Genomic DNA, 23,056 nt, shown 5'->3' with positions numbered 1-23,056 from the left:
TGTCGGGTGGGGTGGCGTCGCGGGTGGGGTCGGGTCAGGCCAGGTCCTGCTCCTCCTTCTCCAGCAGGGCGAATTCCTCCTCCGGGGCGCTCGCCACCAGGTGGTGGCGGCTGTAGAACCAGAAGTAGGCGAGGGCACCGAGGAAGATGGCGGCGGTGATGGAGGCAGCGAGGATGTCGACGAAGAAGGTGGCCACCAGGGCGATGACGGCGAGGACGAGGGCGATGCCCGTCGTGACCACCCCGCCCGGCGTGCGGTATCCCCGCTCGAGCCCGGGTTCCCTGAACCTCAGGAGGATGTGCGACAGGTTCAGCAGGACGTAGGACACGGTGGCACCGAAGACGGCGATGTTGATGAGGAGCCCGCCGTTGCCGGTCAGGGCGGCGAGCAGGAAACCGATGGTCCCCGGGACGATAAGAGCCACCCACGGGGTGTGGCGCTTCGAGGTGAGGGAGAGGACGCGGGGGAGGTAGCCGGCCCTCGAGAGGGCGAAGAGCTGCCGCGAGTAGGCGTAGACGATCGAGAAGAAGCTGGCCACGAGGCCCGCGAGCCCTGCGTAGTTGACGAAGTCGGCGAGGGCGGAGTCCCCGCCCGCTGCCGCCCGCAGCGCTTCAGGGAGCGGGGAGTCCGACTGGCCCATCGCTTCGGCGCCTGCCGCCCCCGGTACCAGGAAGAGCATGAGCGCGCCGAAGACCAGGAGCAGCAGCATGGCGACGATGATGCCCCGCGGCATGTCCCGTTTCGGGTCGCTGGATTCCTCGGCGGCGAGGGGGACGCCCTCGATGGCCAGGAAGAACCAGATCCCGAACACCAGCGCGGCGAGGACACCGGAGAACCCGTACGGCAGGAAGGCCGACGATCCGGCCGACCCGTCGGGGACGATGTCGAACAGGTTCGCGGTGTCGAAATGCGGCAGGAGCCCGACGACGGTCACCACCAGGGCGACGACGGCGACCACGGTGATGCCGAAGATCAGCTTGAGCGCCTCGCCGACGCCCCAGAGGTGGATCCCGATGAACACCACGTAGGTGACGAGGTAGACCGGCCACGAGTTGGTGATGCCGAAGAGCCCGAGCGCCTCGATGTACCCGCCGATGAACGTGGCGATCGCCGCGGGCGCGACCGCGTACTCGATGAGTACCGCCATCCCCGTGGCGAAGCCTCCGAGCGGACCGAGGGCGCGGCGGGCGAACCCGTAGCCGGCACCGGCCGTCGGGAGCGTCGACGACATCTCCGCCAGGCCGAACACCATGCAGGTGTACATGATGCCCATCAGGATGAAGGCGATGAGCAGGCCGCCCCACCCGCCTTCCGCGAGTCCGAGGTTCCAGCCGGAGAAGTCCCCCGAGATGACGTAGGCGACCCCGAGCCCGGCCAGCAGGACCCAGCCGGCGGCCCCGCTCTTCAGCTTCCGGTGCTTGTGGTACTGGTCGTCGACGGCGGTGTAATCGATGTTCCTGTGTGCCACGTGTACCCCTTGGTTGGACGGCCGGATGGAGGACGGGTAGGGCAGGCCTTTCTCGGCGGAGCGGATCCACGCCGACAGCATTGGACTGATATCAGTCCAAAGAGTGCCCTAATGCTCGTCCCCCCGATCCGGTTCGTCAAGAGGGCTGCCGACCGGCGGGGATGAGGGCCGCCGGCCGGTGCGTAAGCTGGAAGCATGAGCGACCCTGCGGATCCTGTTTTCCGGCTCATCCAGCCGGCACGCAGGGGGAACGCGTTCGAGGAGACGGTCGAACGGCTCCTGCATGCCATCAAGCTGGGCGTGTTCCCCGCCGGGTCACGGCTTCCGCCCGAGCGGGACCTCGCCGAGCACCTGGGCGTCTCCCGGTCCACCCTGCGCGACGGGCTCGCCGACCTGCAGACCGCGGGCTACCTCACCGTCCAGCGCGGCCGCTACGGAGGCGCCGTCGTCAGTGCGTCGCTGCCGGCCGGCGGCGACAGCCCCGCCTCCCTGCGCCGTTCCGAGGTGGAGGACGTCCTCGCCTTCCGTGCCGTCGTCGAGCCCGGCGCAGCCCGCCTCGCCGCCCAGCGGGCGTGTTCGGAGGAGGCGCGCCGTGACCTGCTCGGAGCACTGCAGGCGGTGGACGACGCCGACGCAGCCCGGTATCGCCCCCTCGACGCCCGGCTGCATCTCGCCATCGCCGAGGTGGCGGGGTCGCCGTCGTTGGCGCTCGCCGTGGCCCAGGCGCGGTCCAAGACCAACGACATGCTCGACCGCATCCCTTTCCTGGCGGCGAACATCAGCCATTCCAACCGGCAGCACGCCGCCATCGTGAAGGCGGTGCTCGGGGGCAACCCGGAGCGCGCGCAGGCCGAGATGACCGCCCACCTCGAGGGCACCGCTGCCCTCCTGCGGGGGTTCCTCCTCGACGAGGCGGACGGCGATGCGGAGGGGGCGTAGCGACTCCCGCGCTCGTCCGGGCCGCGCCCCGGGCCTCCGCGGCTTCCTCCGTGGCGCTGTCCCTGCCCGCGCGGGAAATAGATACACCCGGGCAACCGTTCCCTGAGAAGACCCGCGACACACCCCGTCGCGGTCGTCGAGAACCGGAAGGTGCACCCATGTCCGTCCCCCTGTCCATCCTGGATCTGGCGCAGGTCGCTGAAGGCTCCACGCCGGCAGAGACCTTCGCCTCGAGCGTCTCGCTCGCGCAGCACGCCGAGCGGTGGGGATACCGCCGCATCTGGTACGCGGAGCACCACAACATGGGCAGCATCGCGTCCTCCGCCACGAGCGTGCTCATCGCCCATGTCGCCGCGCACACGTCCACCATCCGTCTCGGCTCGGGAGGCGTGATGCTGCCCAACCACTCACCGCTCACCATCGCCGAGCAGTTCGGCACTCTCGAGAGCCTGCACCCGGGCCGGATCGACCTCGGCCTCGGACGGGCCCCCGGCAGCGACCAGGTCACGGCGCGCGCCCTGCGCCGCGACCCCATGGCTGCCGACAGCTTCCCGCAGGACGTCCAGGAGCTGCAGGGCTACCTGAGCGGCGAGAGCCGCGTGCCCGGTGTCCAGGCGACCCCGGGCAAGGGCACCAATGTCCCGCTCTACATCCTCGGGTCCTCGCTGTTCGGTGCGCGGCTCGCTGCGGCCCTGGGCCTGCCCTTCGCCTTCGCGTCGCACTTCGCCCCCCAGGCGCTGCAGGACGCCGCTGCCATCTACCGCCGGGAGTTCACGCCGTCCGCGCAGTCCTCGGAGCCGCACTTCATCGCCGGCGTGAACGTGATCGCGGCGGACAGCGCGAACGACGCCCACCACGAGTTCCACGAGGGCATGCTGCGCCGTGTGAGCCTGCTCCTGGGCCGTGGGCAGACCTTCACGCGGGAGGAGTCCGAGGCCATCCTCGCGTCGCCGGCCGGTCAGCAGATGGCCGGGATGGCACGGTACAGCGCCGTCGGCACGCCCGACGTCGTCCGCGACTACCTGGAGCAGTTCGCCGAGCGGTTCGGGGCCGACGAGCTCATCGTCGCGACCCAGGCGGAGAGCACCGACGCGTGGCTCCGCTCCTTCGAACTGCTGGCCGATGCGATGCATCCGGTCGCCGCGCAAGGGTAGCCGATCAAAGAACTTTGGCTTCCTGCTTGCCATTACCCTCCAAGGTTTGGTTAAGTGGGTGTCGGTTGTAGTGTTGCGCATTTGTATTTCACGCGGTCTGGCCCTCACGGGACGGATCGTGTCTCTGAAAAAGCGGACAAGCACGCCGCGACTGGGGCGCTCCGAAAGTCGGAGTGCGTCTGAATTTCAGAAGGATAAACAAAAATGGCAACAGGTACCGTGAAGTGGTTCAACGCTGAAAAGGGCTTTGGATTCATTGCTCCCGACGACGGAAGCGCAGACGTGTTCGCACACTTCTCCGCCATCAATGCGAGCGGCTACCGCTCGCTTGACGAGAACCAGAAGGTCAGCTTCGACACCGAGCAGGGCCCCAAGGGTCCTCAGGCGTCGAACATCCAGCCCCTCTAAGGCTCGGATCTTCCACTAGATCTTTTCGCGAGTAGCAGGTCGGACCTCGGTCCGACCTGCTTCTTCGTTAACCCGCATCTGCCGCGCCGCCGGGCGGGTCCGACTCCGGCATCCGGCCGCTGCCGCTGTGCCGCCCGATGAACCAGGCCGCTCCGGGCGGGGCGTGGGAGGTCTCAGCCCTCCCCGTCGCAGAGGCCGATGAACGCGCCGAGTTCCTCCAGGGCGGCCGGCGTGGAGGGCATGTGCTCGGTCAGCCGCGGGGACCTGACGACGACGGCGCGCCACTGCCCCCGCGAGACCGCGACGTTGACCCGGTTGCGGTTGAGCAGGAACCCGATGCCGCGGGGTGCCTCCGCGGCGGAGGACGCCGTCATGGTGACGATCACGACGACGGCCTGCTGACCCTGGAACCTGTCCACGGTGCCCACCCGGACGTCCCCGAACCCGGCCGTCCGCAGTGCCTGCCGGGTGAGCTGCACCTGGGCGTTGTACGGCGCGACCACGAGGATGTCCTCCTGCGCGAGCGGGCGCGGGACGGTACCCGGCACGGGGGTCCACGCCAGGCCGAGGTGGCGCCGCACCTGCTCGACGACCTCCGCTGCCTCCTCCGCCGAGGCCGTCGCATTGCCCTCATGGTCGACCGTGACGCATTCGATGCCGGGCCGAGCACCCTCCAGGCGCCGCCCGCGCGCTGCTGCAGCCGTGGTCAGCCGGCCGTCGTACGCGAAGGCCGACACCGCGCGGCACAGGTCCGGGTGCATGCGCCAGGTGTCCGCGAGGAAGTACCCGAACCGCCCGGGCAGTGTCGCGTGCCCGGCGGACAGCCAGCCGAGCGCGGATCCGTCGACCGGCTCCGGGTGGACGCCCTGGGTGACCTGCGGGAGCTGCTGCGGGTCGCCGAGCAGGAGGAGCCGGCGTGCGGCGCGGGCCACGGCCATCGTGTTGGCGAGCGAGAACTGCCCTGCCTCGTCGATCACCAGCAGGTCGAGGGAGTGCGCCGGGACCTTGCTCCCGGTCATCGTCCAGGCCGTACCTCCTACCAGGCAGCCACCCGGTCCGCCGATCAGGCGGGCGACGTCGTCGTCGGACCGTTGTGTCCAGGGTGTGTCGGGTGTCTCCGTGCGTTTGGCGACCTGGTCGGCGGGGACACCGGCCTCGATGGCACGGCACAGCAGGTTCTCGACGACGGCGTGCGACTGCGCGACGACGCCCACCTTCCACCCGAGGTGCACCAGGCGGGAGACGACGTCGGCGCCGACGTGGGTCTTGCCGGTACCGGGCGGACCCTGCACGGCGAGATAGGAGTCCTCGAGGAGGTGCAGGGCGGCGGTGATGGCCTCGGCGTAACCGTTCCCGTGCAGCGGTGCCGTGGGTGGTTCGGCGCCGCCCGCGAGGCGTGGGGGGACGCGCCGGAGGAGGTCGAGCGCAGGGTCCCCGGGCACTCCCGGAAGCGACCGGCCCACCCGGTCCGCGAGGGCGGCCAGCGCGTCCTGCATCGATCTCGTCATCAGCGGCTGGTCGGGGGCCAGGGCCAGGGGGAGTTCGGGACGCTCCGGCGCTCCGCGCCGCAGCTTCTCCCTGAACACCACGGTCGCGACGCCGTCCGCATCCTCGGACAGCTCCGTCACCTCGACGCCGAACCAGCCGCCGCGCCCCGTGCCGCCGCTGTCGATGCTGTCCGCATCGGGCGGGACGGGCGCGTCGTAGATCGCGAAGTAGGTCGAGCCCTCCCTGACGTCGGCCCCCGTCGTCAGGGTGCCGGTCGCCTTCAGCAGCCGCACGGGGTTCGAGCGGGAGGTCGGCCTGGCCCAGTCCTGCACCACCTCGAGGGTCCGGAACACCAGCACGTCACGTGCGGTGTCCCAGGCATGGGCGGGTGCGGCGAGCCGGTCGAAATGGGACCACCAGAACTGCTTCCGCTCCCGGCGGTGATACCCGACGGCCGCCGCGACGAGCGCGATGGCCTGCTGGTCCGGCCCCCTCCCCGTACCGGTCGGCAGGTCGGCGAGGTACGCCAGCAGCCTGGCCTCCTCGGGGGCGGGGCCGTAGGCGGGGAGGTCCTCGGCGTCGGGAACAGGGGCGGGGGCGGGCGCGGCGGACGGGAGACCCGCGGCACCAGGGAGAGCGTGCCGCCGCCCGAGCGAGAGCAGCCAGTCCCGGAGCCCGAGCGTCGAGAGGCAGTCGTAACGGTTGTAGTCGGTGATGCCGGCGAGGATCTCCGCCGCGGCTGCGCCGTCCCCGGCGTCGCGGGCGGCACAGTAGGCGGCATAGGCGACGACCGAGGCTCCGGCGTCGGTCACGTCCCCGGAACGCAGGCTACCGCCCAGGTAGAGGGGCTCGAGCTTCTTGAGGCTGTAGGAGCGCTCGGAGATACGGAGGCTGCGGCGCACGGTCTCGTAGAGGTCCACGAGGACGCCCTCGCGGAGCAGGGTGTCGACGGCGTCCTCGCCGATCACATGGACGAGGGACAGCCTCCGCAGGGCGCTCTTCTCGTAGGCCGCGTAGTGGTAAACGTGCAGGTCCGGGTGCTGCAGGCGGCGCTGCCGGACGTACTCGAGGAACCGGACGAACGCCGCGCGCTCCTCCGCACGGCTGTGGGCCCAGAACGGACGGAAGGGCGGCTCACCGTCGCGGTCCGGCTGCTCGACGACGCCGAACAGGTACTCGATGCCCCAGCTGCCGTCCTCGGGGTCCTGCCAGAGCGGATCGCCCTCGAAGTCGAAGAAGATGTCGCCGCGACTCGGCGCCGGCAGGGCCCCCAGCGTGTGCTGCGGAAGGACGCGGTAGGACAGCGTGCGCTCCGTGCCCTCTGCGTCGCGGTAGGTGACGCCGCCGTCCACGGCGATCGCCCCGACCTGCAGGCGCGCCTGCTCCTGCAGCCTCGTCAGGGCGGCGTCCTCCGGGCGGTCGGGCAGCGCGGCGAGGTCGTCGATCGTGGTGACGCCCTGGGACTGCAGGCGTGCCCTGCGCTCGCCGGTCATCCCCGCCACCATAAGGAGGTTCCGCGATGCCAGCACCTGCTCGGCGCAGTAGTCGCACCGCCCGCACGCGGCCACGCCCGGAGCGCCCCAGCCGACGGGGTCCGCCTGCCTGCGATGGCCGTGCACGAGCTCGAGGAAGCGGGTGCGTCGCTCGCGGAACACCGGCAGGAGATCGGGCAGCCGATGGGTGCTGCGGCGGCGGTCGCCGAGGACGAGCGTCACCTCGTCCGCCGTCGGGATGCCCGCCGTCTGCAGCTGGTCGCCGTACGCGGCGAGCTGCAGCAGGGCGCCGACCTTCGCGTGGCGGGCGAGCTTCGTGTCCCAGACGGCGTACGCGCCGTCGTCCTGCCGGACGAGGAAGTCCGAGCGCCCGTGGAACAGGCCGTCGAAGAACGCCGCCTGGAACACCACGGCCGCGCCGGAGCGCAGGGCGCGGAGGGACTCCTCATGCTTGGCCTCCAGGGTGGCCCGGTCCAGGGACGCGGCCGGTTCGACGTCGTACACGCCCGACACGTTGCCCGGCGACCACAGCCCGTGCTCGGCTACCAGCTCGTCGAGGACCCGGTGCTCGTGCACGTCCCCGAGGGCGGCGGCGCGCTGCAGCATCCCGTCCACGGGGAAGTCGGCCCGGGGGGCCCGTCCCAGCTTCTCGTCGAGGATGCGCAGGAGCCGGTACCCGCACTCCGACGCGGTGACGAGGTCCGTCGCCGAGAACACGAGGTCGGGGGATGTCGCGTCCGGGGCGCCGTGGGCGTCGAGCAGGAACATGGGCCACTGGTCCTTTCGTCGTGCCGGGGAGACCAGCAGTCCATCACGGGCCGCCGACGATCCCGTGACAGGGGTCACAGGGCGTGCGGCCCCGGACCTGTCGGGGTGCAGCGCGAACCCACCGACAGTAGAGGATACCCAGCATGAGCGGGCACGCGAGCTGTCGAGGGTCTGGGAGAATTGGAGGCACCGATCGCCGACCGACCAGGAGCCCCATGAACCCCCGCACGCTTTTCCGCACCGTCGCCGTCGCGGAGGCGGTGACCTGGGCCTTCCTGCTGCTGGGCATGTTCCTCAAGTACGTCACGCGGACCACCGAGGCGGTCGTCCCGCCGGCAGGAGCCGTGCACGGCTTCGTGTTCCTCTGCTTCGTGGCGACGACCGTCTTCATCTGGATCAACCAGCGCTGGTCGGTGGTGACGGGACTGCTGGGCCTCGCCTCGGCGGTCGTCCCGTTCGCGACCATTCCCTACGAGCGGTGGATCGAGAGCCGCGGACAGCTCGCCGGGACCTGGCGCCTGGCCCCGGGGGCCGAGGCGCCGCGGACGCCCGTGGAGCGGCTCCAGGCATGGGTGCTGCGCAGTCCGCTCGTCGCGCTGGCGGTCGCCGTCGTCGGGATCTCCGTGGTCTTCAGTGTGCTGCTGCTCGTCGGCCCTCCCGGATCCTCGAGCTGAGGCCCGCATGACCGACCTGCGGAACACGACGGACGACGAGCGGTTCTTCCTCCACAGCGGCCGCCGCTGGCGGAAGACCGACCCCTCGCTGCCGGACGACGTCAAGGCGCGCCTGATGTCCCACCTCGGGCGAGGACGCTCGGGCGTGCGCAACAGTGCGAAGGGCGACGACGGCGCGGCCCTGCCCCGCGCGCGGCGCACCGTCCAGCTCGCCAAGGAAGGGCTCGGCGAGCGGGGGACGCCCTGGTGGGAGCAGTCCGCGGCGCAACGCACCGCGCGATGGACCGCAGCGCTGCAGGAACTCGACCGCATGCACCCGAAGAAGCCCGGCGGCTCCGCCGGCCGCGCGGCGGGGGACGCGACGGACGATGCCTGACGGGGTCACGGATCCCGATCTGCGGGCCGAGATCCTGCGGATCGCCGCGCAGCGGGGCAGCGGGAAGACGCTGTGCCCGTCCGACGCCGCGCGCAGCATCGGCGGGGATCAGTGGCGCGACCTGATGCCCGCGGCGCGACGCATCGCCTTCGACCTGGCGGGGGAGGGGCTCGTGCACGTCACCCAGCACGGGGAACCTGTGGCCCAGGACGCACGGGGTCCCATCCGCATCCGCTGGATCGAGGGCCCGGCCGCAACGACGGACGACGGCGCCTCGGGGGAAGCGCCGTCGTCCGGGTGATGCCGGGTACCCCGCAGGCGGGGCGGTGTTCAGCCGTCCGTCAGGGACAGCTCTGCACCGTCCCACTCCACCGGTTCCGCGTGCATCGACCGGTAGGTCACTGCGGCGTCCCAGCTGTGGAACAGGAGGTACACCTGGCCGTCGGGAGCGGTGGCCAGGTCCTGGCCGCCCGGCCCGATGTAGCGGTCGCCGCCGAAGGAGTCCGAGGAGAGGAAGGGTTCCGGGGACTTCTCCCAGGGCCCCTCCAGCGCCGGAGCGGAGGCCCGGCCCACGGTGTAGGACCGGCCCCCGTAGTCGTTGCTGGAGTAGAGCAGCACGTACCCGCCGTCCCGCTGCACGACGGTCGGTGCCTCGACGAGGTCGCCCTCCCACGCGAGGTCCTGCTTGATGAGCTTCTGCGGCGGACCGGTGAGTGCCAGCCCGTCCGCCGAGAGCGGCGCCGTCTGGATCCAGGTGTCCTTGTCGCAGCAGTTGCCGTCGTTCTTCCAGACCAGGTTCAGGCCGTCGTCCGTCACGACGGTGCTGGCGTCGATGGCCCCGCCCTCGTCCTCGGGACAGACCAGCATCGAGTCCCCGACGACCGTGAACGGTCCCGCGGGATCAGTGGCCGTGGCGACGCCGATGCACTGCAGCGTCGGCTGGAAGTTGGTGCCGGTGAAGTAGAGGACGAACTGCCCCTCCGCCACCTCGGTCACCTCCGGCGCCCAGGTCTTGCCCGGGATGATCCAGGAGGGGAGCTCCGGCAGTGCGTCCTCGTCGAGCTGCTCCCACTCGAGGAGATCCTCGGAGGTCGCCACCTGTACGTTCTTGCGGTTCCCCTCGGTCGCGTAGGCGTAGTAGGTGTCGCCGACCTGGAGGATGTCAGGGTCCGCGAACTCCTCGTCCAGCACCCGGGTGGGGTTCTGCTCCGCTGCCGTGGGCGCGGCCTCCGACGTCTCCGACGGAGCGCACCCGGCGGTCGCCGCTGCAAGCGCGGCGACCGCCATCAGTGAGAGCAGGCGGCCGGGGAACGGACGCCTCAACCCTTCACCCCGGACCGGGACACGCCTTCGATGATGAAGCGCTGGAGGAAGACGAACAGCGCGAGCACCGGAACGCTCGCCACCACGGCACCCGCCATCAGCAGGTCGTAGCGGACCGCGTTGGCCGACTGCAGCGTGCCCAGGCCCGGCGGCAGCGTCTGCACCTCGGGGTGAACAGCACGTAGACCGGCCAGAGGAAGTCGTTCCAGTTGCCGAGGAACGCCAGCAGCGCGAGTGTCGCCATCGCCGGCTTCGCGAGCGGCAGGATGATGCGCGTGAACATCTGGAAGCGGTTGGCGCCGTCGATCCGCGCGGCCTCCTCCAGGTCGTCCGGGAGGGAGATGAAGAACTGCCGCATGAAGAACACACCGAAGGCGGAGGCCGCCGTCGGCACGATGATCGCGACGAGCGAGTTCAGCCACCCGAGGTCGCTGACGAGCAGGTAGTTCGGGATGATGAGGATCACCGGGGGTACCAGCAGCGTCGCGACGATGACCGCGAAGACGATTTTCTTGCCGCGGAAGTTCATCCGGGCCAGCGGGTACGCGGCGAGGGAGGCGGTCACGACGACGAGCGCCGAGTGGAGGATCGCGGCCACCATGCTGTTGAAGAACCACCGCAGCACCGGGGTGTTGGTCCCCGGCGCGAGGAGCGTCCTGTACGCCTCGAGGGAGAACGGGTTCGGGATCGCGGGAGGCCGGGCGGCTGACGTCGCTGGCGTTCAACCTGACCGCCGTCGACACCGAGGAGGACATGGGTCCCTTCGAGGTCGCTCCCGGCACGCAGTGGGACCTGCCCGAGGGCTTCGACCACGAGATGTTCCCGCCGAAGTCGGCGTATGCGCGGTACGAGGGTCTCGCCGAGCGCAAGTTCCCGAAGATGGGTGACATCTCCGCCCGCTCCGCATTGACGATCCACCGCGGCACGAAGAACGAGTCGCAGAAGTCCCGGCCGGTCCTCGTGCTCGGGGTGGACGCCCCCGGCGCGGGCAACGCCGAACACCACGCCATGGCGGTGACGAAGCCCTTCTACGAGGCCCTGCCCGAGCGGGTCCGCCGCCATGTGGTCTGCCCGGTGGTGGACACCCTGGTGCCGATCACGCAGAAGCACTCCATCGAGGGCCTCATGATGGGTGAGGCCTGAGCGCTCTCCCTCACGTTCCATGGACGACGACGGCGGCGGCACCCGAGTGGGTGCCGCCGCCGTCGTTCGTGCCGGGTCGGAGGGCTACTTCCGTGCGAGCTCCGGGTGGTGGAGTTCGGTGACATCGGGATGCGCCCGCACCCGGCCCTTCAGCACGTTGGAGCCGTAGGAGGACAGCATCGGGTTCTCGGGGTCGTCCGAGATGCCGCGGGCGGCGGACCGCAGGTCCTCGGTCAGGGGGACCGGGTCGATCACGGCGTCGAGGCGCGGGGACCAGAAGAACGGGACGGCGTAGCGGTCCACACCCGGCGCAGGTGCGGTGACGCGGTGGATGGTCGCCGCGAGGTAGCCCTCGGTGGCCACCTCGAGCATCTCGCCGAGGTTCACCACGAGCGCCCCCGGGATCGGCGTGACCGGGACCCACTCGTCGGTGCCGTGGGGGAGGACCTCGAGGCCGCCCACCTGGTCCTGCAGCAGGAGGGTCACGAACCCGTAGTCGGCGTGGGCGCCCACGCCCTGCGAGCCGGCTCCCTCGACGACGCCGCCCACGTAGTGCACGAGCTTGGCCATCCAGGCCGGGGTGCCCTCGAAGGGTTCGGCGAAGTAGTCCTCCGGGAGGTGGAGGGCGACGGCGATGGCCGAGAGGAGTTCGGCGCCGACGCGCGACATCAATGCCGCCCAGGCCATCGCCTGTTCCTCGAGTTCGGGCAGTGCGGTGCTGGGCCAGAGGTTCGGGCCCTGCAGGAGCCAGTACGGCTCGTCGGCGGGGTAGTCGGCCAGGGGCTCCCGCTCGGGGGAGAAATCGATCTGCTCGCGGGCATCGGGGCGGCCGCGCGTGATCTCGGTGCCGAGGCCGGCGTAGCCGCGGAAGTGGGGCGACGACCGGTTGTGGATCCGGAGGCGCTCCTCCAGCGGAAGCTCGAAGAAGCGGCGGGTGACGTCGAAGAGATCGTCCGCCTGCGTGGGGGTGGCGCCGTAGTTGATGATGTGGAAGAAGCCGACGGTGTGGGCGGCGTCGCGCAGTTCCTCGATGAAGCCGGGGGTGAAGGATCCATCGGCGGAACGGGCGGTGCTGAGGTCAAGGGCGGGGATCGATCCCGTGGACTGCTGCATGCGCAGGAGACTACGCCCGTTCAAAAAACGTCCCTGCCTTTGCGTTACGCCGTGTTGCGGCCGGCCCCGCCGGCCCCGTCGTCGTCCGCTCCGTCGTCGTCGGTCCCGTCCGCCCGGCCGGTTGCACCACCGGCTCCCGGACCCTTCACGCCTGCCAGTGCGCGGACGGCGCGCAGGCCGGCGTCGGACCCCGTCCAGTGGCGGGTCAGCGCCTCCGGACCTGCGGCCCGCACCACCGCCCGCAGGGTGACGGCGATCACGACGACGTCGTCCGCATAGCCGATCACGGGCAGGAAGTCCGGCACGAGGTCGATCGGCACCACGAGGTAGGCCGCGAGGAGGCCGAGCAGGACGCGCGCCCGCACCGGGACCGAACGGTCCGCTGCGAGGCGTCGGATGAGCCCCAGGAGGTCCGGGCCCAGACGCAGTGCGTCCCGCAGCGAGATGACCTCCGGATGCCGCTGCGCGTAGACGGCGAGGCAGGCGAGGAGGAACGCATAGGCGGCCAGGATCGCGACGGCGAGCTCCAGGACCGGCTGCCAGTTCACGGCTCTCCTCCCGCTCGTCCTGCCCTGGTGGACAGGGTCCGACGGTAACGCTCCCGGGGTCGGAGCGGCCCAAGGGGCGAGCACTGCACCCGAGTTCCGCGGTCCGACAACTCCCCCTGCACAGGGGGCAGGCCCGCATGCGGCCCGCAGGAGGACCTTATAGGTTGGAGAGGTACCGAGCATCCACCAGGAAGGCACCATCCCATGATCTTCATCGTCGTCAAATTCACCGTGAAGCCCGAGTGGAGTGACCGTTGGATCGACCTAACGCGGGACTTCACGGAGGCGACGCGCCAGGAGCCGGGCAACCTCTGGTTCGACTGGTCCCGCAGCGTCGAGGACCCCCACCAGTTCGTGCTCGTCGAGGCGTTCCAGGACGACGCCGCGGAGGCGCACGTGAACAGCGACCACTTCTCCCGGGCGATGCAGGACATGCCGCAGGCCCTCGTGAAGACGCCGGAGATCATCAGCGAGCGGATCGGCGCCGAGGGCTGGGGCCAGATGGGTGAACTCACCGTCGGCTAGCGCTTCGCCGGGGCATCTGTCGGGCGAACGCCCGTGGACGCCCCGCACGGTCCGGGCGGTCACCCGGCGCAGGCTGGTCGCCCGTCAGGCGTTCCCCGCCCCGTCGGGGAGCGCCTGTTCCATGATGAAGTCGTCCTCGAAGCGCTCGCCGAGCCGGAAGCGCTTGGTCCCCACGCGCCGGAACCCGTGCTTGGTGTAGAAGCGGAGGGCCCGCGCGTTCTCCTGGTTCACGCCGAGCCACACCCCCGGCAGTCCCGACCCGGCGGCGAGCTCCAGCGTCCGCTGCATCAGGGCTGCGGCCGCACCGGCACCGTGGTGGTCGGGGTGGACGTAGAACTTGCTGAGTTCCACGGTGGGCGAGATCGAGAGCGCTGCTAGGACGTCCCGATCCGTGGGCTGGTCCAGCACCACCATGCTCCAGCCGCCGATGCGATCACCCTCGCGGAGGCAGAGGACGGTGTGCCGGGGGGAGTCGATGTACGCGGTGAAGCGCTCCGCGGAGAGCTGGGTCGCGATGTGCCGCTCGATGTCCTCGGGGAGGGAGTCGGCCGGGCAGGCCAGGGGGAAGGTGACGGCTGCGACGGCGGCGAGCTGTGCTGCGTCGGCCGCTGTCGCCGCCGTGATCTCGATGGTCGTGCCCGTGCCCGTGCCCGTGCCTGTGCCGGTGTCGCGCGCCCTGTCCACGGTCCTGTCGATACTCATGATGCCAATGTATTCCGAACGGCAACGGGGCGTGGACCGGAAGCCGCGATGGTGCGGTGGCGGCGGTGTGGAGGTGACGGATGCCACACTGGTGACGGCGGTCCTGCCTGAGGTGAACGATGCCCTGCGGGTCGCCCGTGCCGCACCGGAGCCCGTCCGGCAGGAACAGATCGACGAGGATCATGATGAGAACCGAGACAGAACAGCAGGACGCCTACCGCGAGGACATCCTGGGGGCGGGCTACGAAGTACGGACGCTGTCCCTGCGCCCCGACGAGGAGGGCGACGTCGTCGCGACGCTCGTGCGCCGGACCCTCCCCGCCGGCTCGCGCCGGGCGGTCCTCTATGTGCACGGCTTCGTGGACTACTTCTTCCAGACCCACCTCGCCGACGCCTGGCTGGCCGCCGGCTTCGACTTCTACGCGCTGGACCTCCGGAAGTACGGCCGGTCCCTCCGGGAGCATCAGACGCCGAACTACATCACGTCGCTGGACGCGTACGACGAGGAACTCGATGAGGCCTCACGCATCATCCGCGAGGAGGAGGGGCACGACGTCCTCGTGGTCATGGGCCATTCGACGGGCGGCCTGGTCACGTCCCTGTGGACGCACCGCCGTCACGGGCAGGGGATCGTGGACGGCCTCGTCCTCAACAGCCCCTGGTTCGACCTCAACGCGAGTTTGTTCCAGCGGACCCTCGGCACCGCGGCCGTGCACCGCCTCGGGACGCTCAGGCCGCGTGCCGTCGTCGGGAAGCTCGGCTCCGCCTACGGCCGGTACCTGCACCGGGAGTCGGGAGGGGAGTGGGAGTACGACCTCGCGTGGAAGCCTCACAGCGGCTTCCCCGTCGTCGCCGGCTGGCTGCGGGCCATCCGCCGCGGGCACAAGGAACTGAACCGTGGGCTCGCGATCGACTGCCCGGTGTTCATCGCGTGCTCGGACGCCACCTCGAATCCCGTGAAGGAGCCCGCGCGGATCTCGTCGACCGACGTCGTGCTCGACGTCGCGCACATCGCCGGTCGGGCACCGAAGCTCGGCCGTCTCGTCACCCTCGTGCGCATCGCGGGCGGCATCCACGACCTCGCGCTCTCGCCGGAGCCGGCCCGTGCGCAGTTCTTCGAGGAACTCGGGCGCTGGCAGCAGACCTACGTCCCGGGTGCCGACCAGGGCTGACGCAGCGTGGCGCAACCGCCGCTGAGCGACGGCGGCCTAGCGGTCCCCGGCCGCGACGTCGTAGGTCAGGACGGCGAACTGCCCCTGCTGCTCGACGGACCGCAGCGTCAGCCGGTCGGATTCGACGCGGAGGGGCAGGAGCGGCGCTCCTCCTGTCAGCGCGACGGGTGCGACGGAGATCCGGATCTCGTCGAGCAGGCCCGCGGCGAGGAACTGCCCCGCGAGGTCGCCCCCGCCGACGACCCAGATGTCCCGCGGTCCTGCCGCGTCGCTCAACCGCCCGAACACCGGCCGGACGTCTCCGGACACGAGGCGTACGTCCGCGCCCTCCGGGACAGGCAGTTCCCTGGTGGTGAAGACGAAGGTGGGCCGGTCGCCGTAGAGCGGACCCCACTTGGACGGCTCCTCCAGCAGCCGCTCGAAGGCCAGCACCCACTCGTACGTCGTCGAGCCCTCCACCAGCACGCCCACGCTGTCGAAGAAGCGCTCGTACTCCTCCGGGGGCGGGGGTTCGACGGCGAAGAGCCACTCCAGCGAGTTGTGCTCGTCCGCGATGAAGCCGTTGAGGGTGGTGGCGGTGTAGAAGATGACGCGCGTCATGCGCCATTCCACCACGCAGTCCACGTCGCGGGAAGGGCGCCCATGCCGGGCGCCGGGCCGTTCGTCCCGACGGCCGGGTCCGCAGGGTGGGAATGTTCGACCATGCCCACCGGGCGAGGGCGCCCGGTGGGCAGAACCGACGGAACGTGCAGTTCTCCGGCGGTTTGTCGGGCCGGCTACCCCTGCGCCTCGACCCCGTTCACGAACTGCCGGACGAGGGCGTCGAACTCGTCCTCCCGCTCGATCTGGGGCATGTGCCCGCACTTCTCGAACAGGTGGACCTCGGCGTGCGGGAACACGGTCCGGGCGTGCTCGAGATGCGACGCCGGCAGGATGCGGTCCTCGTCGCCCCACACCACGAGGGTGGGCTTCTGCTGCGCGGCGACCGTGCGGAGGAGCTCCGTCCGCCAGCGGCGGCGGACGCCGCGGACGGTGCCGAGGTGCCGGGCGACGGCGAGCAGCACGTCGTCGTACACGGGATTCCGGCCCACCTCCTGCGCATGGTCGAGCCGCTCCTCCGTGACGAACCGCTTGTCGTAGAACAGGGCGCGCTCCGTCCGGTAGGCGGCCTTGCGGGACTTGTCCTTCATGAGGCGCCGGCCGAGCGGGCGGACGGCGAGCAGGCGCAGCGCGATCGTCACCTCCTGGCCGAACCCGGCACTGTTCACGAGCACCAGGCTCCGTACGCGCTGCGGCTCGAGGACGCTGATCTTCATGGCGATCGCACCGCCCAGCGAGTTGCCCACCACGTGCAGCGGCCGATGTTCGCCGAGGACGTCGAGCGCCGCGATCACGAAGCGGGCGATCGACTCCATCGAGTACCGGCCCGCCGTGCGCTCGGACAGGCCGAAGCCGGGCAGGTCCACGCTGATCACCCGGTGGTCCGGGGCGAGGCGCCCGTAGAGCCCCTCCCAGTCCTCGAGGCTCCGGCCGATCCCGTGGAGCAGCAGGACGGGCGGCTTCTCCCGTACGCCCGCGTCGCGATAGCGGACCCGGACGCCGTCCACCCGCAGGTAACCGTCGTCACCCCCTGCTGTGGAGGTCCCGGTCGACGGTCCGACGCCGGGCCGGACGGCGCTCACCGGCGCACCTTGCCCACGAGGCGGGCGAGGCTCGTGGCGCGGCGCTCGAGGGTGCCGAAGGACATGGGTGCCAGCCGGGCGACGACGTCGGGCAGTTTCGCGCTGAGCCCGATCAGCAGGCGGGCCCTGCGCGCCTTGACCGCCTCGAGCATGAGCTCGGCGGCGCGGTCCGCGGGGAAGGTGAGGAGCTTGTCGAAGTCCTCCTTCGCGTGTTTCACGTCGCGGTCGCTGAGGTCCCCGCCGATCCGCGCGTTGAGGGCGATGTTCGTCCGGATGCCGCCGGGGTGCACGGTGGTGGTGCCGATCCCGCGGGGGAGCAGCTCGTTGCGGAGCGCTTCCGTGAAGCCGCGCAGCGCGAACTTGCTGGCGGAGTAGGCGGTCTGGCCCTTCGGTCCCACGAGGCCGAACAGGCTCGAGACGTTCAGGATGTGCCCGCCGGGCGCGATCCGCGGGAGCAGCCGGTGCGTGAGCAGGACCGGGGCGGTGAAGTTGATGGCCATGACCCAGTCGAAGTCGTCCATGCTGATCTGGTCGAAGCGGCCCGCGAGGGCCACGCCGGCGTTGTTGACGAGCAGGTCCACGCGGTCGGTCGCGGCGAGCAGATCGGTCGCCAGGCGCTCGACGGCGTCACGGTCCGCGAGGTCGGCGGTGAACGTCGTGACACTGCTGCCCGGATGGGTGGCGCAGATCGACGCGGCGACGGCGTCGAGCCGGGCCGTGTCGCGGTCCACGAGCAGCAGGGTGCTGCCGCGCTCGGCGAGGCCGCGGGCGAGGTGCTCACCCATGCCCGCGGCCGCGCCGGTGACGACGGCGGTGGACCCGGCGAACTGGAAGGGTTGGATGCTCACGCGTGGATCTCCTGGAGGTCGGGGACAGGTGAGGGCGGTGCGGGCGCGTCGAAGACCATGTTCTTCGCGAGGTTGCCGTGCAGTGCGGTGGGGGCGTCGAGCAGGTAGTTCTGCCGCACGATCCACGGCTGCCGGTCGCCCTGCTTGGGGAACACCGAGACGGCGCGCTGCACGTACCCGGAGGTCAGGTCCAGGACGGGCCGCGGCTTCATCGGTCCGTCGACGGCGGGCGCTGCCGAGCGGTGGCCGTTACGGTCCATGTACCGGATGAGACGGCAGACATAACGGGAGCTGAGGTCCGCCCGCAGCGTCCACGAGGCATTCGTGTAGCCGAAACACACCGCGAGGTTCGGGATGCCGCTGACCATCAGTCCCCGGTACACCCAGGAGTCGCCGAGGTTCACCGGGGCGTCGTCGACGGTGAAGGTCGCGCCTCCCAGCGGCAGCATCGAGAGCCCGGTGGCGGTGACGACGACGTCGGCCTCGAGCTCCTGCCCGGACGCCAGGCGGATGCCGTGCGGCGTGAACGTGTCGATGGTGTCCGTGACCACGGACGCCGAGCCCTGCTTCATCGCCTTGAACAGGTCCGCGCTGGGTGCCACGCACAGGCGCTGGTCCCACGGGTCGTAGGCCGGAGTGAAATGCTCCTCCACCATCCGCTCATTGCCGAGGATCCGTGCGGTCTGCATACGGAGGAACTTCTTGGCGAGCTCCGGCCGGCGGCGGCACAGCTGGTAGAACGCCTGCATGTACACCACGTTCTTGGCGCGTGCCACTCGGTGCGCGAGGCCGGCGGGCAGGTGGCGGCGTACGGCGTCGGAGAACTTGTCGCGGGTCGGCAGGGCGGCGATGTAGGTGGGGGAGCGCTGCAGCATCGTCACGTGCGCGGCATCCTCCGCCATGGCCGGCAGCAGGGTGACGGCGGTGGCACCGCTGCCGATCACGACGACGCGCTTTCCGGTGTAGTCGAGGTCCTCCGGCCAGAACTGGGGCCGGACGACCTCGCCCTCGAAGGACTCGAGGCCGGGGAAGGTCGGCTCGTACCCGCGGTCGTAGTCGTAGTAGCCGCTGCACAGGTAGAGGAATCCGCAGGTGAGCCGGCGCCGCTCCACGGTGACGGACCCGCCGCCGTCATCGTCCGTGACGTCCAGATCGAGGGTCCACCGGGCGTCCGCCGAGGACCAGGCGGCGCTGATCAACCTGGTGGAGAAGCGGATGCGTTCGCGGATGCGGGGGTCCTCCGCGGTGTCGCGGATGTACTTCAGGATGGACGAGCCGTCGGCGATCGCCTCGGCCTCGGTCCACGGACGGAACGGGTAGCTGAGGGTGAACATGTCACTGTCGGACCGGACGCCCGGGTAGCGGAAGAGGTCCCACGTACCGCCGATCGCATCGCGCGCCTCGAGGACGGTGAAGCTCTTGCGTGGCAGTTCTGTGGAGATGCGGTAGGCAGCGCCGATGCCGGAGAGGCCAGCTCCGACGATCACGACATCGAGGTGTTCGAGGGAAGTGTCCATCCGATCATTATTCCGTGACCGTCAAGGCGGGGCTTGACTTCGTGCGACAGTTATTTACCCTTGGACGACATGAGTTCCGTCATTCGCTCCGCCGGCATGCACGGCTTCCGTGACGTCGTCGAGCAGTTCGGGGGCGATCCCGCGGCGCTCGCCGCCCAGTACCGCGTGCCGCTGGAGGCGATCGACAGCGACGACGTCCTCGTCTCCGACATCGCCATGGCGAAGCTCCTCGAGGGGGCTGCCCGCACTCTGCCCTGTCCGGACCTCGGCCTGCGCATCTCGGAGTACCAGGACATCGGTATCCTCGGCCCCCTCGCGGTCGCGATCCAGAACTCGCCGACGGTGGGCGCGGCCCTGGAGTGCGCCTCCCAGTTCCTGTTCCTCCACAGCCCGGTGCTCCGGTTCACCATCGTCGCTGACCCCGAGGGCCGTCCCGGCGACGTGGGCCTCTGCTACGGATCCTCCGAGGGTGATCCACCGCGGCAGGCCATCGACGCGATCCTCGCCTTCTCGCACCGCATGATCCGGTTCCTGGTGGACGGGCCGTACGGCCTGCACTCGGTCCACCTCTCGCACCTGCCGAAGGCGCCCGCCGCCCGGTACGCGGACTTCTTCGGGGCCGAGGTGAGGTTCGGCCAGCCCGCCTCCCTCCTGCGCGTGCCCCGGAGCCTGCTCGACCGCCCGCTCGCCGGGGTGGACGGCACGCTGCGGGAGATCGCCCTCGACTACCTGCACAGCCACTTCCCCGAGCCGGGGCGTGTGGTCGCCCCGCAGGTCCGGAACACCATCGACCGCATGCTGGGCACGTCGCCACCGCGCATCGACTCCGCCGCGAGGCTCCTCGGCCTGCATGCCCGGACCCTCCAGCGGAGGCTCGCCGCGGAGGGCACGTCCTTCGAGTCCCTGCTCGACGACGCCCGCCGTGATGCGGCCCTGCGGCTGCTCACCCGGACGGACCTGCCGCTGCAGCAGGTCGCGGCCCTCGTGGGGCTGTCCGAACAGTCCGCCCTCACGCGGTGCGTCCGCCGGTGGTACGGGACGACGCCGCGGGCGGTGCGCTCCGGCAGTGGGGTGGAGCCGGAGCGTACCTCCATCGGCAGGGAGGAGTCGGGGACCGGGCGTCATGATCTCCGAGGAGAGCCGACCCCGTCCGCTCGGTCCGTGGGGCGCATCCCCGGAGGCGGGTGAAGTCAAGGAAAGTCGACGATCGAGGTGTCGTCGTTGAACGACGGCGGTACCGGTGGTACAGCTTGATAGGCGCAGCCCATCTCAGGCAGCCACGACCGCCCCGACCCGAGGAGACACCATGGCAACGCCCGACGACGCAGAGCGCACCCTGAACGACTGGAGCCGGACGCTCGGCCAGGCCCTGCAGGTCCTCGACCTCGAACTGGACCACGCACGGATCGTGGAGCTCGCCAACCGGACCTCCCACCTGCTCACGGCGGACGCCGGCGCGATCAGCGCCTTCATGGTCGGCTACGCTGCAGGCACCGTCACCACCGACGGACGGGCGGAGACGGACGCTGCCATCGAGAAGGCCGTGAAGACCGTGCTGACCGTCATCGAGAAGGACGAGCAGACGAACGAGCAGAAGGGCTGGACCGGCTCGGCCCAGTGACGCCTCACGCGTCCGCGGGGAGGCCGCGTCGTGTCGACGGGAGACGGGTGAGCGTCCAGGCCACGACGACGGCGACGACCACCGCGGCCGCGAGGCCGAGGCCCGCGTAACCGAGCAGTACGAGGGCGGGGCCCGCGAGGGCTCCGCCGAGGGCACCCGCAAGATTCATCACGAGGTCCGACGAGCCCTGGACGGGTGCCCGTTCCGCCGCTCCCACCGCACCGGTGAGGAGCGCTGACGCCGAGACCACGCACGCCGACCATCCGAGGCCGAGCAGCACCAGGCTCGTGGTCACCCACGCCTCGGATTCCGACCCCCGCCATGCCGTGACGAGGGCCATGAGCAGGAGCGCCTGCCCGCACAGGATGCCCTCCGTCTTCCCGAAGCGGTCCGCGATCCAGCCGAACACGGGCGACAGCGCGTACATGCCCGCTACGTGCAGGCTGATGGTCAGCCCCACGATGGACAGCCCCGCACCGTGGTCGTGCAGGTGCACCGGGGTCATGGACATGAGCGAGACCATGGCGGCGTGACTCACCGCGATCGTCACCACGGCGAAGCGGGCCGTGGGATTGTCGGCCAGGATGCGCAGGCCCCGGCGGCGCTCCGGGGGCGCGCTGTCGGCGGGGCGGGCCTCCGCCTGCCGGGCGAGTGCTGTCAGGAGCGGATCGGGCCGGAGTCCCAACCCATAGACGGCGGCGGCGCCGACCTGCGCTGCAGCCGAGAAGACGAAGCCACCGCTGAGCGGCGGGATGCCGAGCACCAGTGCGACGGCCGCACCGGGTTCGAAGAGATTCGGCCCCAGCACCGCCCCGATGGTGGTCGACCAGACGACGATGGCGAGGCTCCGACCGCGCGTCGCCTCGGTGGCGAGGTCGGTGGCGGCGAAGCGGGCCTGCAGTCCCGTCGCGGATCCCACGCCCAGGAGCACCAGCGCGAGGAGCAGCAGGGGGAACGCGGAGAGCGACGCCGCGAGGATCGCCAGCACCGCGCCGACACCGGACACGACGGCGCCTGTGGCCAGGGATACCCGGCGGCCACGGCGCTGGGCGAGCGAGGCGAGCGGGACGGCCGCAGCAGCAGCACCCAGGGTGGCCATGGTGGCGGCCATCCCGGACCACGCGCTCGACCCGGAGGTCTCCGCCGCGAGCAGCGCACCGAGGGACAGCGTGGCCCCGGCGCCGAGTCCGCCCAGCACCTGGGCGGACACGAGGACACGGAGGACGCGGCGCTGCTGATCCTGCTGCCCGATCGGCTGCTGGGTCTGCTGGGTCCGCTGTGTATCCGGCTGCTTCTCCACGACGTCCACTCCTCCCTGTGGTCACGACCGCAGCAGTCTATCCGCGCAGTCGCCGTGCGCGAGCTCGATCACCAGACGCGATGCCGGCCACCCATCCGGAGGTCGCGTCCCGATCCGTTCGGGTCGATGTCGGCCGCAGATATCGCCGGTGCATCGGGTCGCGCCGTCGACAGGTCCGGATCCCTGTGGAAATCGACGCAGCGTATCCTGTGGCCATGACTGAGGCAGAACCGACTGGACGAGTCCGAGCGATGGACGCGGGATTCGTGTCCGAGGAGGCCATCTACGCCCTGATCCTGGTTGCCGGGATCATCGTCACCGCCGGCAGGCACGGCGAGAGCAGCTGGGCGGTCTTCTGGACCGTGGCGGGAACGGTGGTGGTGTTCTTCGCTGCCCATATCTATGCCGGGACGCTCGCACACCTGAACGTCGGTCGCCACGACCGCGTGGAACTGAACACGGCATTCCGGGCATCGGTGCGGCGGTCCTCGGGTCTCGTCATCGGAGCGGCGATCCCGGCTGCCATCCTTCTGCTGGGGGCGACCCGCGTCATCGACGACCAGAATGCCATGTGGTTCGCGCTGTGGGCGGAGGTTGCCGCCCTTGCGGTGCTCGGTTATCTCGCTTTCGCGAAGCGCCGGGCTCCGGTGCCGGTACGCATCCTCGGCGCTGTGACGACAGCCCTGTTCGGTCTGGCGATGATCGGGCTCAAAGTGATCATCCACTGAGAGTCGCGGACAGAGCGCCGACATGTATCACCCGAGGAGCAGCGCACACGAGTCTGCCGAACGAGG

General features: G+C 70.6%; 24 protein-coding genes. 12 read left to right on the top strand and 12 right to left on the bottom strand.

Features of this window, described 5'->3' with window-relative positions:
* Window positions 1-34: 34 nt before the first annotated feature.
* Entirely contained in the window at window positions 35-1,468 is a 1,434-nt protein-coding gene (eat, locus tag AC4D2E_RS11045) for an ethanolamine permease (protein ID WP_258069996.1), read from the bottom strand.
* 195 nt (window positions 1,469-1,663) lie between these two features.
* Between eat and AC4D2E_RS11040 the strand changes: the two genes are divergently transcribed.
* The 3 genes from AC4D2E_RS11040 (at window position 1,664) to AC4D2E_RS11030 (ending at window position 3,969) form a co-directional block, all read left to right on the top strand.
* Window positions 1,664-2,407, top strand: a complete 744-nt coding sequence (locus AC4D2E_RS11040; RefSeq protein ID WP_490952653.1) for a FadR/GntR family transcriptional regulator — start codon at window positions 1,664-1,666, stop codon at window positions 2,405-2,407.
* A 158-nt stretch (window positions 2,408-2,565) separates the two neighbouring features.
* Window positions 2,566-3,561 (top strand): LLM class flavin-dependent oxidoreductase, encoded by a 996-nt coding sequence (locus tag AC4D2E_RS11035; protein ID WP_104168692.1) that lies wholly within the window; start codon window positions 2,566-2,568, stop codon window positions 3,559-3,561.
* 204 nt (window positions 3,562-3,765) lie between these two features.
* Window positions 3,766-3,969 (top strand): cold-shock protein, encoded by a 204-nt coding sequence (locus tag AC4D2E_RS11030; protein WP_026533290.1) that lies wholly within the window; start codon window positions 3,766-3,768, stop codon window positions 3,967-3,969.
* A gap of 173 nt (window positions 3,970-4,142) precedes the next feature.
* Here the strand turns inward: AC4D2E_RS11030 and AC4D2E_RS11025 are convergent, their stop codons facing one another.
* On the bottom strand, window positions 4,143-7,718 hold the full coding sequence (locus AC4D2E_RS11025) for a TM0106 family RecB-like putative nuclease (RefSeq protein ID WP_490952652.1): 3,576 nt from the start codon (window positions 7,716-7,718) through the stop codon (window positions 4,143-4,145).
* 215 nt (window positions 7,719-7,933) lie between these two features.
* On the opposite strand from AC4D2E_RS11025, the gene AC4D2E_RS11020 reads away from it, so the two are divergent.
* The 3 genes from AC4D2E_RS11020 to AC4D2E_RS11010 are packed head-to-tail and all read left to right on the top strand — an operon-like array spanning window position 7,934 to window position 9,069.
* On the top strand, window positions 7,934-8,392 hold the full coding sequence (locus AC4D2E_RS11020) for a DUF3817 domain-containing protein (RefSeq protein ID WP_104168690.1): 459 nt from the start codon (window positions 7,934-7,936) through the stop codon (window positions 8,390-8,392).
* 7 nt (window positions 8,393-8,399) lie between these two features.
* Window positions 8,400-8,768, top strand: coding sequence for a 2-polyprenylphenol hydroxylase (locus AC4D2E_RS11015; RefSeq protein ID WP_104168689.1), 369 nt, complete (start codon window positions 8,400-8,402; stop codon window positions 8,766-8,768).
* Complete coding sequence (locus AC4D2E_RS11010) at window positions 8,761-9,069, top strand: DUF3253 domain-containing protein (RefSeq protein WP_490911017.1); 309 nt, start codon at window positions 8,761-8,763, stop codon at window positions 9,067-9,069. Before AC4D2E_RS11015 ends, AC4D2E_RS11010 begins: the two co-directional genes overlap by 8 nt.
* Before the next feature lie 29 nt (window positions 9,070-9,098).
* Here the strand turns inward: AC4D2E_RS11010 and AC4D2E_RS11005 are convergent, their stop codons facing one another.
* Together AC4D2E_RS11005 and AC4D2E_RS11000 are read right to left on the bottom strand one after the other, a co-directional pair.
* Complete coding sequence (locus AC4D2E_RS11005) at window positions 9,099-10,091, bottom strand: glycoside hydrolase family 43 protein (RefSeq protein WP_490952651.1); 993 nt, start codon at window positions 10,089-10,091, stop codon at window positions 9,099-9,101.
* A 97-nt stretch (window positions 10,092-10,188) separates the two neighbouring features.
* Complete coding sequence (locus AC4D2E_RS11000; protein ID WP_490952650.1) at window positions 10,189-10,716, bottom strand: carbohydrate ABC transporter permease; 528 nt, start codon at window positions 10,714-10,716, stop codon at window positions 10,189-10,191.
* Window positions 10,717-10,844: 128 nt separating this feature from the next.
* Between AC4D2E_RS11000 and AC4D2E_RS10995 the strand changes: the two genes are divergently transcribed.
* Window positions 10,845-11,234 carry a phytanoyl-CoA dioxygenase family protein gene (locus tag AC4D2E_RS10995; RefSeq protein ID WP_490952649.1) on the top strand — a complete coding sequence of 130 codons (390 nt, stop codon included), beginning with the start codon at window positions 10,845-10,847 and terminating at the stop codon, window positions 11,232-11,234.
* A gap of 84 nt (window positions 11,235-11,318) precedes the next feature.
* Here AC4D2E_RS10995 and AC4D2E_RS10990 read toward each other — a convergent pair whose 3' ends face one another.
* Complete coding sequence (locus AC4D2E_RS10990; protein WP_490952648.1) at window positions 11,319-12,347, bottom strand: isopenicillin N synthase family dioxygenase; 1,029 nt, start codon at window positions 12,345-12,347, stop codon at window positions 11,319-11,321.
* A gap of 44 nt (window positions 12,348-12,391) precedes the next feature.
* A complete protein-coding gene (locus AC4D2E_RS10985) occupies window positions 12,392-12,895 on the bottom strand; it encodes a YkvA family protein (RefSeq protein WP_490952647.1) in 504 nt (167 codons plus the stop codon).
* 204 nt (window positions 12,896-13,099) lie between these two features.
* On the opposite strand from AC4D2E_RS10985, the gene AC4D2E_RS10980 reads away from it, so the two are divergent.
* Window positions 13,100-13,420, top strand: a complete 321-nt coding sequence (locus AC4D2E_RS10980; protein WP_104168678.1) for a putative quinol monooxygenase — start codon at window positions 13,100-13,102, stop codon at window positions 13,418-13,420.
* A gap of 84 nt (window positions 13,421-13,504) precedes the next feature.
* Here the strand turns inward: AC4D2E_RS10980 and AC4D2E_RS10975 are convergent, their stop codons facing one another.
* A complete protein-coding gene (locus AC4D2E_RS10975; RefSeq protein WP_490952646.1) occupies window positions 13,505-14,122 on the bottom strand; it encodes a GNAT family N-acetyltransferase in 618 nt (205 codons plus the stop codon).
* Between the two features lie 185 nt (window positions 14,123-14,307).
* On the opposite strand from AC4D2E_RS10975, the gene AC4D2E_RS10970 reads away from it, so the two are divergent.
* Complete coding sequence (locus AC4D2E_RS10970) at window positions 14,308-15,294, top strand: alpha/beta hydrolase (RefSeq protein WP_490952645.1); 987 nt, start codon at window positions 14,308-14,310, stop codon at window positions 15,292-15,294.
* 36 nt (window positions 15,295-15,330) lie between these two features.
* Here AC4D2E_RS10970 and AC4D2E_RS10965 read toward each other — a convergent pair whose 3' ends face one another.
* The 4 genes from AC4D2E_RS10965 to AC4D2E_RS10950 all read right to left on the bottom strand — a co-directional run bounded on the left by AC4D2E_RS10965 (window position 15,331) and on the right by AC4D2E_RS10950 (window position 19,341).
* Window positions 15,331-15,894 (bottom strand): dihydrofolate reductase family protein, encoded by a 564-nt coding sequence (locus AC4D2E_RS10965; protein ID WP_490952644.1) that lies wholly within the window; start codon window positions 15,892-15,894, stop codon window positions 15,331-15,333.
* 176 nt (window positions 15,895-16,070) lie between these two features.
* Window positions 16,071-16,976 (bottom strand): alpha/beta fold hydrolase, encoded by a 906-nt coding sequence (locus AC4D2E_RS10960; RefSeq protein WP_490952643.1) that lies wholly within the window; start codon window positions 16,974-16,976, stop codon window positions 16,071-16,073.
* On the bottom strand, window positions 16,973-17,824 hold the full coding sequence (locus AC4D2E_RS10955) for an SDR family NAD(P)-dependent oxidoreductase (protein WP_490952642.1): 852 nt from the start codon (window positions 17,822-17,824) through the stop codon (window positions 16,973-16,975). The genes AC4D2E_RS10960 and AC4D2E_RS10955 overlap by 4 nt, the downstream gene beginning before the upstream one ends.
* The gene (locus tag AC4D2E_RS10950; RefSeq protein ID WP_490952641.1) at window positions 17,821-19,341 is read right to left on the bottom strand and encodes a flavin-containing monooxygenase; all 1,521 of its coding nucleotides are present in this window, start codon (window positions 19,339-19,341) and stop codon (window positions 17,821-17,823) included. The genes AC4D2E_RS10955 and AC4D2E_RS10950 overlap by 4 nt, the downstream gene beginning before the upstream one ends.
* Before the next feature lie 69 nt (window positions 19,342-19,410).
* Here AC4D2E_RS10950 and AC4D2E_RS10945 point away from each other — a divergent pair, with 69 nt between their 5' ends.
* A complete protein-coding gene (locus tag AC4D2E_RS10945) occupies window positions 19,411-20,529 on the top strand; it encodes an AraC family transcriptional regulator (protein ID WP_490952640.1) in 1,119 nt (372 codons plus the stop codon).
* 118 nt (window positions 20,530-20,647) lie between these two features.
* Window positions 20,648-20,962 (top strand): DUF6457 domain-containing protein, encoded by a 315-nt coding sequence (locus AC4D2E_RS10940; RefSeq protein WP_490911002.1) that lies wholly within the window; start codon window positions 20,648-20,650, stop codon window positions 20,960-20,962.
* Between the two features lie 4 nt (window positions 20,963-20,966).
* Here AC4D2E_RS10940 and AC4D2E_RS10935 read toward each other — a convergent pair whose 3' ends face one another.
* Window positions 20,967-22,262 carry an MFS transporter gene (locus AC4D2E_RS10935; protein ID WP_490952639.1) on the bottom strand — a complete coding sequence of 432 codons (1,296 nt, stop codon included), beginning with the start codon at window positions 22,260-22,262 and terminating at the stop codon, window positions 20,967-20,969.
* Between the two features lie 215 nt (window positions 22,263-22,477).
* Here AC4D2E_RS10935 and AC4D2E_RS10930 point away from each other — a divergent pair, with 215 nt between their 5' ends.
* On the top strand, window positions 22,478-22,990 hold the full coding sequence (locus AC4D2E_RS10930; protein ID WP_146067488.1) for a hypothetical protein: 513 nt from the start codon (window positions 22,478-22,480) through the stop codon (window positions 22,988-22,990).
* Window positions 22,991-23,056 lie beyond the last annotated feature (66 nt).

It is taken from the genome of Arthrobacter sp. TJ-265 (genome assembly GCF_058269135.1).
The sequence above is the reverse complement of the archived record's forward strand: the minus strand, read 5'-3'. Positions and strand labels throughout refer to the sequence as shown.

Bases quoted from the DNA above. Each gene is read 5' to 3' on its own strand.
- AC4D2E_RS11040 (WP_490952653.1), top strand. From the start codon at position 1,664: ATGAGCGACCCTGCGGATCCTGTTTTCCGGCTCATCCAGCCGGCACGC.
- AC4D2E_RS11035 (WP_104168692.1), top strand. From the start codon at position 2,566: ATGTCCGTCCCCCTGTCCATCCTGGATCTGGCGCAGGTCGCTGAAGGC.
- AC4D2E_RS11030 (WP_026533290.1), top strand. From the start codon at position 3,766: ATGGCAACAGGTACCGTGAAGTGGTTCAACGCTGAAAAGGGCTTTGGA.
- AC4D2E_RS11025 (WP_490952652.1), bottom strand. From the start codon at position 7,718: ATGTTCCTGCTCGACGCCCACGGCGCCCCGGACGCGACATCCCCCGAC.
- AC4D2E_RS11020 (WP_104168690.1), top strand. From the start codon at position 7,934: ATGAACCCCCGCACGCTTTTCCGCACCGTCGCCGTCGCGGAGGCGGTG.
- AC4D2E_RS11015 (WP_104168689.1), top strand. From the start codon at position 8,400: ATGACCGACCTGCGGAACACGACGGACGACGAGCGGTTCTTCCTCCAC.
- AC4D2E_RS11010 (WP_490911017.1), top strand. From the start codon at position 8,761: ATGCCTGACGGGGTCACGGATCCCGATCTGCGGGCCGAGATCCTGCGG.
- AC4D2E_RS10995 (WP_490952649.1), top strand. From the start codon at position 10,845: ATGGGTCCCTTCGAGGTCGCTCCCGGCACGCAGTGGGACCTGCCCGAG.
- AC4D2E_RS10990 (WP_490952648.1), bottom strand. From the start codon at position 12,347: ATGCAGCAGTCCACGGGATCGATCCCCGCCCTTGACCTCAGCACCGCC.
- AC4D2E_RS10980 (WP_104168678.1), top strand. From the start codon at position 13,100: ATGATCTTCATCGTCGTCAAATTCACCGTGAAGCCCGAGTGGAGTGAC.
- AC4D2E_RS10975 (WP_490952646.1), bottom strand. From the start codon at position 14,122: ATGAGTATCGACAGGACCGTGGACAGGGCGCGCGACACCGGCACAGGC.
- AC4D2E_RS10970 (WP_490952645.1), top strand. From the start codon at position 14,308: ATGAGAACCGAGACAGAACAGCAGGACGCCTACCGCGAGGACATCCTG.
- AC4D2E_RS10965 (WP_490952644.1), bottom strand. From the start codon at position 15,894: ATGACGCGCGTCATCTTCTACACCGCCACCACCCTCAACGGCTTCATC.
- AC4D2E_RS10950 (WP_490952641.1), bottom strand. From the start codon at position 19,341: ATGGACACTTCCCTCGAACACCTCGATGTCGTGATCGTCGGAGCTGGC.
- AC4D2E_RS10945 (WP_490952640.1), top strand. From the start codon at position 19,411: ATGAGTTCCGTCATTCGCTCCGCCGGCATGCACGGCTTCCGTGACGTC.
- AC4D2E_RS10940 (WP_490911002.1), top strand. From the start codon at position 20,648: ATGGCAACGCCCGACGACGCAGAGCGCACCCTGAACGACTGGAGCCGG.
- AC4D2E_RS10930 (WP_146067488.1), top strand. From the start codon at position 22,478: ATGACTGAGGCAGAACCGACTGGACGAGTCCGAGCGATGGACGCGGGA.